Annotated in this window: 6 protein-coding genes and 1 pseudogene; 4 read left to right on the top strand and 3 right to left on the bottom strand. The window is 60.8% G+C overall.

Going from position 1 to position 6,440, the window contains the following annotated elements; genetic code table 11:
- The 3 genes and pseudogenes from ISS20_RS22775 to ISS20_RS22785 all read right to left on the bottom strand — a co-directional run.
- A pseudogene (locus ISS20_RS22775) lies at positions 1 to 337 on the bottom strand (type II restriction endonuclease); the annotation flags it as partial.
- The gene (locus tag ISS20_RS22780) at positions 330 to 1,736 is read right to left on the bottom strand and encodes a heavy metal sensor histidine kinase (protein ID WP_291439819.1); all 1,407 of its coding nucleotides are present in this window, start codon (positions 1,734 to 1,736) and stop codon (positions 330 to 332) included. The pseudogene ISS20_RS22775 and the gene ISS20_RS22780, both read right to left, overlap by 8 nt.
- On the bottom strand, positions 1,733 to 2,419 hold the full coding sequence (locus tag ISS20_RS22785; protein ID WP_291439821.1) for a heavy metal response regulator transcription factor: 687 nt from the start codon (positions 2,417 to 2,419) through the stop codon (positions 1,733 to 1,735). The genes ISS20_RS22780 and ISS20_RS22785 overlap by 4 nt, the downstream gene beginning before the upstream one ends.
- Before the next feature lie 144 nt (positions 2,420 to 2,563).
- Here ISS20_RS22785 and ISS20_RS22790 point away from each other — a divergent pair, with 144 nt between their 5' ends.
- Genes ISS20_RS22790 through ISS20_RS22805 form a run of 4 tightly spaced genes read left to right on the top strand, consistent with a single transcriptional unit; the run spans position 2,564 to position 6,264 of the window.
- Complete coding sequence (locus tag ISS20_RS22790) at positions 2,564 to 2,881, top strand: hypothetical protein (protein WP_291439823.1); 318 nt, start codon at positions 2,564 to 2,566, stop codon at positions 2,879 to 2,881.
- A complete protein-coding gene (locus tag ISS20_RS22795; RefSeq protein WP_209818032.1) occupies positions 2,878 to 4,311 on the top strand; it encodes a TolC family protein in 1,434 nt (477 codons plus the stop codon). Before ISS20_RS22790 ends, ISS20_RS22795 begins: the two co-directional genes overlap by 4 nt.
- Positions 4,312 to 4,330: 19 nt before the next feature.
- Positions 4,331 to 5,743: a copper oxidase gene (locus ISS20_RS22800; protein WP_291439828.1), complete on the top strand. Its 1,413-nt coding sequence runs from the start codon at positions 4,331 to 4,333 to the stop codon at positions 5,741 to 5,743.
- Positions 5,744 to 5,778: 35 nt separating this feature from the next.
- Entirely contained in the window at positions 5,779 to 6,264 is a 486-nt protein-coding gene (locus ISS20_RS22805; protein WP_056419630.1) for a cupredoxin family protein, read from the top strand.
- Positions 6,265 to 6,440 lie beyond the last annotated feature (176 nt).

The following is a 6,440-nucleotide window of genomic DNA, read 5'->3' on the forward strand; positions in this document are numbered from 1 at the left end:
AGCGATCGCAGGTGTGCAGGAGGTCCGCAAAGGCGCGCTGGTTGCTCGCATTCTCGTAGATATCCGGAATCCGCAGCTTGGGTTTCCAGAGGAAAGCGTGGTCCGCACCCTTGAAGATCTGGCGCTGCTCCGCCACGGAACCCACAATAGTCTCGAGAGAGGATCCTCGGTAGGCGTTGCCAAACGTTCCGCCACGGATGTCCTGCACCACCTGCGCAATGCCTCGGCGAATGGAGCGGAAGTTCTTGATCCGCTGATCCCACAGGAACCAGGTGTTGTAGGTGCTGCGCGGGTCTGCCTTCCAGCCGTCTATGAGGGTTGCCAGGGGGTCATGCATCTGTCGTGAGGTGCTTGCCAATGCTCTGTGCACTGGGGAAATACATCGAAAAACAAGTCCTGCCACCGGCCGAACTCACGGAAATCCGCCCCCGGTGCGCATGAACAATCGCCTGGGTGATGGACAAGCCCAAGCCCGCACCATCGGAGTCCAGCTGCTTGCGCGACTTGTCTGCCCGAAAGAAGCGGTCGAACAGGCGGGGGATCATCTGCGCATCGATGGAAGGCCCGGTGTTGACGACATCCACGGTGGTTCCGTGCAGGTCCCCCTGGATGTCCACGACCACCTGCTCGCCTGGTGGGGTGTAGCGAATGGCGTTGGACAGGAGATTGCTGAGCGCCCGGCGCAGCATCAACCGGTCGCCGGCGATCTCCGCCGCCCCGACCAATTGCAGTCGGACCTGCTTTTCTTCAGCAAGGGCCTCGTAGAAGTCAAACAAAGCCTGTGCTTCATCATGGACCGCAATTCTCTCGGTGCTGGGAAGAATGAGCCCGTGGTCAGCCTTGGCCAGGAACAACATGTCAGCCACCATGCGGGCCAAGCGCTGGTACTCCTCGGCGTTGGAGGCCAGTATGTCCTGGTACTCCTCGGAAGAACGAGCCTGGCTGAGCGTGACCTGTGTCTGTGTCATCAGATTGTTGATCGGCGTACGCAGCTCGTGAGCCAGGTCCGAAGAAAACTCGGACAGTCGGTCGAACTCCTCCTTCAAGCGCCGGAGCATCTCGTTGAGGGTGGTCGCCAGGTCGGCCATCTCCACCGGAAACTCCTGGGTTGGCATCCGCTCGTCCAGTCGCTGTGCCGTGATGGCCATGGCGCGGGACCGCATGGCGCGAAGGGGGGCCAAGCCATTCTTTGCGGCCCACCAGCCCAGGACCCCAGCCACCAGCGTTGCCAATGCCACGTAGCCCACAAGTACCCAAATCAATTCGTACATGAAGTGCTTGTGGTGAGCAATGTCCACGGCCACCCAGACCTGCAGCGGCGGCTCTGCGGAACCTGGCAGCGTCACGGCTTCGGACATTCCCCGGTACTCACGGTCCTTGATTCGCCACGAGGCGACCCCCAAGCGGGAATGCTCGGTCCGCACGCTCAAGTCCGCAGGAAACTCAAAGTCTTCCGTCGAGTACAGCGATTGACCATTGCGAAGCACGGTGACGAAGAGGCCCTCATGGCTGTGCAAAACGTCATCCAGCCGCGTCTTCAGATCCTGCGGCGACTTCGATTTGCCGATGACCTCACGCGTCAGGTGAACCTTGTCACGCAGTGCATCGCGGTCAAGCTCCACGAAATGCCGGTCAATGGAAATCGCGACGAGAGTCCCCAGGCCGATCAGCACCAAGGCGGACGCCAAAGTAAAAAAGACCGTCAGCCGTGTCGTGAGCGAGTACCGGGCTTTCACGCACGCTCCTGCGGCGCTTCAAGCACATACCCCATGCCTCGCACCGTCTGGATCAGCTTGGCGTCATAGGCATCGTCAATCTTGGCCCGAAGCCTGCGCATCGCCACCTCAATCACGTTGGAATCGCTGTCGAAATTCATATCCCATACCTGCGACGCGATCAGAGAGCGCGGCAGAACTTCCCCTTGGCGGCGCATCAGCAGCTCCAGGAGTCCGAACTCCTTGGCCGTGAGGTCAATGCGTTTGCCCGATCTGCTGACTCGCCGCCGCAAGAGGTCCAGTTCTAGATCGGCCACCTGGAGGATCGTCACCTCGGTGCCATTGCGACCACGCCTGAGGATGGTGCGCGCTCGCGCCAATAGCTCGGCAAAGGAAAACGGTTTGACCAGGTAGTCGTCCGCCCCCAGTTCCAACCCTTTGATCCGGTCTTGCACCTGATCCTTGGCCGTGAGAAACAGTACGGGCATCTCCAGGCCCCGGCGACGCAGATTGGTGAGCACCTGCCAGCCATCCATCCCAGGAAGCATCACATCCAGGATCACCAGGTCGTAGTCACCTTCCTGGGCCAGATGCAGGCCATCGACTCCGTTGTGAACCAGATCGGCGTTGAACCCTGCCTCACGCAAGCCTTGGCGCAGGTATTCGCCGGTTTTGATTTCATCCTCGACGATCAATATCTTCACGGGATCTCCCTGTCTGCGAATGACGGCAAGTGTGCCTGCAGATCGCGGGCTTTCTTTCAGATGACAAAGATGTAATTAAGCCGTTATGTCGGCGGAAGCCTTGGGATCACACAATGCGTTGCATCAAGAACGCATGGTGAACCTATGAAAATTTCCTGGCTTTCACGACCTATATCAACCCCCTGGCTGGCCGCCGCGCTAATAGCGCCGTCCCTGGCTCTGGCTCAGATGCCAGAGGGCGAATCCGCCAAGGTGGACTATCAGCTTTCGTACCGATCAGCCCTCTCGGGCTACGAGGCCTACAAAGAGCAATCCGTCCAGCCCTGGAAAGCGGCCAATGACAAGGTGGGCGAGATCGGAGGATGGCGCACCTATGCCAAGGAAATGCGCCAGACGGCACCCACAACCGGCCAGGACCAACCCGCGCAGGGCCATGACGCACACCACGGGGGCAAACAATGAACCGCCCCTTGCACACGCCCCGCGCCAAACTCGTGATCGCCGTGGCCGCAGTGGCGGTCTTGTCTGGTTGCGCCAGCGTGAATCTGGAGCAGAACCTCACCAGCGCCAATACAGCCGCAAGCGGTTTCACGGACGGCCAGCTTACCTTGGCCCGGGACCAGAGCGAGCGGGACGCCTTGCGCCAGCGCGCTTCGGATCTGCTGGCCAAGCCGCTCAGTCAGAAGGATGCCGTTCAACTCGCACTCGTCAATAGCCCATCCCTGCAGGCCATCGTGGCTCAAAACTGGGCGGACGCTTCCACGGCAGCCCAGTCCGGCCGCATCGCCAACCCCATCCTGAGCCTGGAGCGCGTTCGCCTGGGCAGCGAGACGGAGATCGGCCGCCTCCTGTCCTTCGGGCTGCTGGACCTGCTGACCTTGCCGACGCGCAAAGGCATCGCCGAGCAGCGCATCAAGCAGACCCAGTTGCGCCTGAGCAGCGAGGTAGTGGACCAAGTCACGCAGGTACGTCAGGCATGGGTACGCGCCGTTGCCGCGCAACAAACGCTGGCCTACACCCAACAGGTCGTCGCCAGCGCCCAAGCCAGTGCCGAACTGGCCAAGCGCATGCAGGCGGTGGGCAATTTCAACAAGCTTGACCGTGCACGCCAGCAAGCGTTCTATGCCGACACAGCGACCCAGCTGGCCAGTGCCCAGCACCAAGTCACGGCAGCCCGTGAGGAACTGGTCCGGCTGCTGGGTCTGGACGACAGCCAAGCCCAACAGCTCAAGTTGCCTGAGCGCCTGCCCACACTGCCCAAGGAGCCGCTGTCCCCATCGGACGCTGGCCGCCAAGCGTCTAAGGGGCGGCTGGATCTGCAGATCGCGAAGGCTGACTACGACGCAGCTGCACGCGCGCAAGGCTGGAACAGGATCACGACCTTCACAGACATCGAGTTGGGCGTGCGGCGCGACTCTGTCTTTGATGCCGCCGAGAACACCCACTCCACGCGGCGCGGCTTCGAGATCAGCCTGCAGCTGCCGATCTTCGACTGGGGTGGAATGCGGCGCGACGCCATGAATGCGCAGACCCTGGCTGCGGCCAACCGCCTGGAAGCAACCGCACGCGCGGCGGGTTCGAACCTTAGGGAGAGCTACTCCGCGTACCGCACTGCATATGACATCGCGCGTCACCACCGCGACGAGGTGATTCCCCTGCGAAAAACCATCTCCGAAGAAAACCAGCTTCGCTACAACGGGATGCTGATCAGCGTTTTCGAGTTGCTTGCCGACTCCCGCGACCAGGTGAACTCGGTGATGGCGGCCCTGAACGCCGAACAGCAGTTCTGGCTGGCGGACGCCGCCCTTCAGGCCTCTCTCATCGGCAAGCCCACCAGCGCTGGCGTCTCGGGCGGTGGCGCAGCCGCTGCCGAAGCCGGTGCAGGCCACTGATCCCCTCAAGGAAACCAACATGAATTCAAGAAGAGATTTTTTCCGGTTTGCTGGCATTGCCGGAGGGGCCGTGGCCGCAGCGAGTGTGAGCCGCGTGGCAATGGCCGCACTGCCAGAACCCGTGTACCAGACAAGCGCAGACACCATGGCGCCGCTGGTGCCCAACTCCGGGCGCCCCTACAACCCGGTGGTCACGCTCAACGGCTGGACGCTGCCCTGGCGCATGAACCAGGGGGTCAAGGAGTTCCACCTGGTGGCAGAACCCGTTGTGCGCGAAATGGCCCCTGGCTTCAAGGCCCACCTGTGGGGATACAACGGCCAGAGTCCTGGTCCCACCATTGAAGTGGTGGAAGGCGACCGCGTTCGCATTTTTGTGACCAACAAGCTGCCCGAGCACACCAGCATCCACTGGCATGGACAGCGTTTGCCCAATGGCATGGACGGTGTGGCGGGATTGAACCAGCCCGCAATCCAGTCGGGCAAGACCTTCGTCTACGAATTCGTGGCGCGCCGTCCAGGTACCTTCATGTACCACCCGCACGCCGATGAGATGACCCAGATGGCCATGGGCATGATGGGCTTTTGGATCACGCATCCAAAGACCAAGCATCCGCTGATTGATGAAGTGAATCGAGACTTTTGCTTCCTGCTCAGTGCCTACGACATTGAGCCCGGGGCCGCTACGCCGAAGGTCGCGGAAATGCTGAATTTCAATTTATGGACTTGGAACAGCCGCATCTTTCCTGGCATCGACTCCTTGAACGTCCGGCTCAATGACAAGGTGCGTATTCGCATCGGCAATCTCACCATGACCAACCACCCCATGCACTTGCACGGTCACGAGTTTTTGGTGACGGGCACGGATGGTGGTCCTACACCCAAGAGCACCCGTCTCTATGAAGTGACCACCGACGTGGCCGTGGGCCAGATGCGCCAGATCGAGTTCCTCGCGGACGAAGAAGGTGACTGGGCATTCCACTGCCACAAGAGTCACCACACCATGAATGCAATGGGTCACGGCATTCCCACCATGATTGGCGTAGACCACCGGGGCGTGGCCAAGAAGATCAACAACCTGATCCCCGACTACATGGTCATGGGCGAACGGGGCATGGCGGACATGACCGAGATGGAGATGCCCATCCCGGACAACACCATTCCCATGATGACCGGGGAAGGCCCGTTCGGGTCGGTCGAAATGGGCGGGATGTTCAGCGTCGTCAAAGTACGCCGCGACCAGAAACCGGGCGACTACAAAAATCCGGGTTGGTACAAGAACCCAGAGGGCACGGTGGCGTACGAGTACACCGGCCCGATGGCGGAGCCTGCCCGCTTCAAGGCCGAGGGCGGCCAATCCATGCCCCGCAAAGAGAAGTCCAGTTCGGACACTGTCGTCAAGGTCAAAAAGCCGTCTTCGCACAGCGGCCACTGATCGCCTCCTTTCCTCATCCACAACCCAAGGTAACTATGAAACGCACTCTTTCCCTGATCGCCGCCTCCGCCCTGGTGGCCCTGTCCTTCAACAGCTTTGCGGGCGGTACCCACAGCGGCGGTCACGGCCATGGAAGCGAGGAGTCAGCCATCGGCGAACCAGGCAAAGCCTCCAAAGTCAGTCGCACAATCAACGTGGACATGGCTGACACCATGCGCTTCACGCCCGCCGCGATCTCCGTCAAGCAGGGCGAAACGGTCAAGTTCGTGATCAAGAACAGTGGCCAGGTCAAGCATGAGTTCAGCCTGGGCACCGATGCCGAACTCAAGGAGCACTACGAGACGATGAAGAAGTTCCCGGACATGGAGCATGACGAGCCCAGCAAGGTGTCGCTGGCCCCCGGCAAGCAAGGCGAAATCATCTGGCAGTTCACCAAGGCTGGCGAAGTGAAGTTCGCCTGCCTGTACCCAGGCCACTACGACGCAGGCATGAAGGGCCAGGTCACGGTGGTCAAGAAGTAATCGGGGAATCCCTGCACGCAATTGAACAAGGAGCTCGTATGAAAAACGCAAACACTTTATTGATCGGCGCTATGTTGTCGCTGGTCACTCTCATGCCGCTGTCGGCCGTGGCGCAGGCCGCTGGAGACGCCGGAAAAGCCGCATCCACGACCGCAGCCTCCATGACCGATGGAGAG

Origin of the sequence: Acidovorax sp. (assembly GCF_016783915.1) — a bacterium.
Classification (GTDB): domain Bacteria; phylum Pseudomonadota; class Gammaproteobacteria; order Burkholderiales; family Burkholderiaceae_C; genus Acidovorax.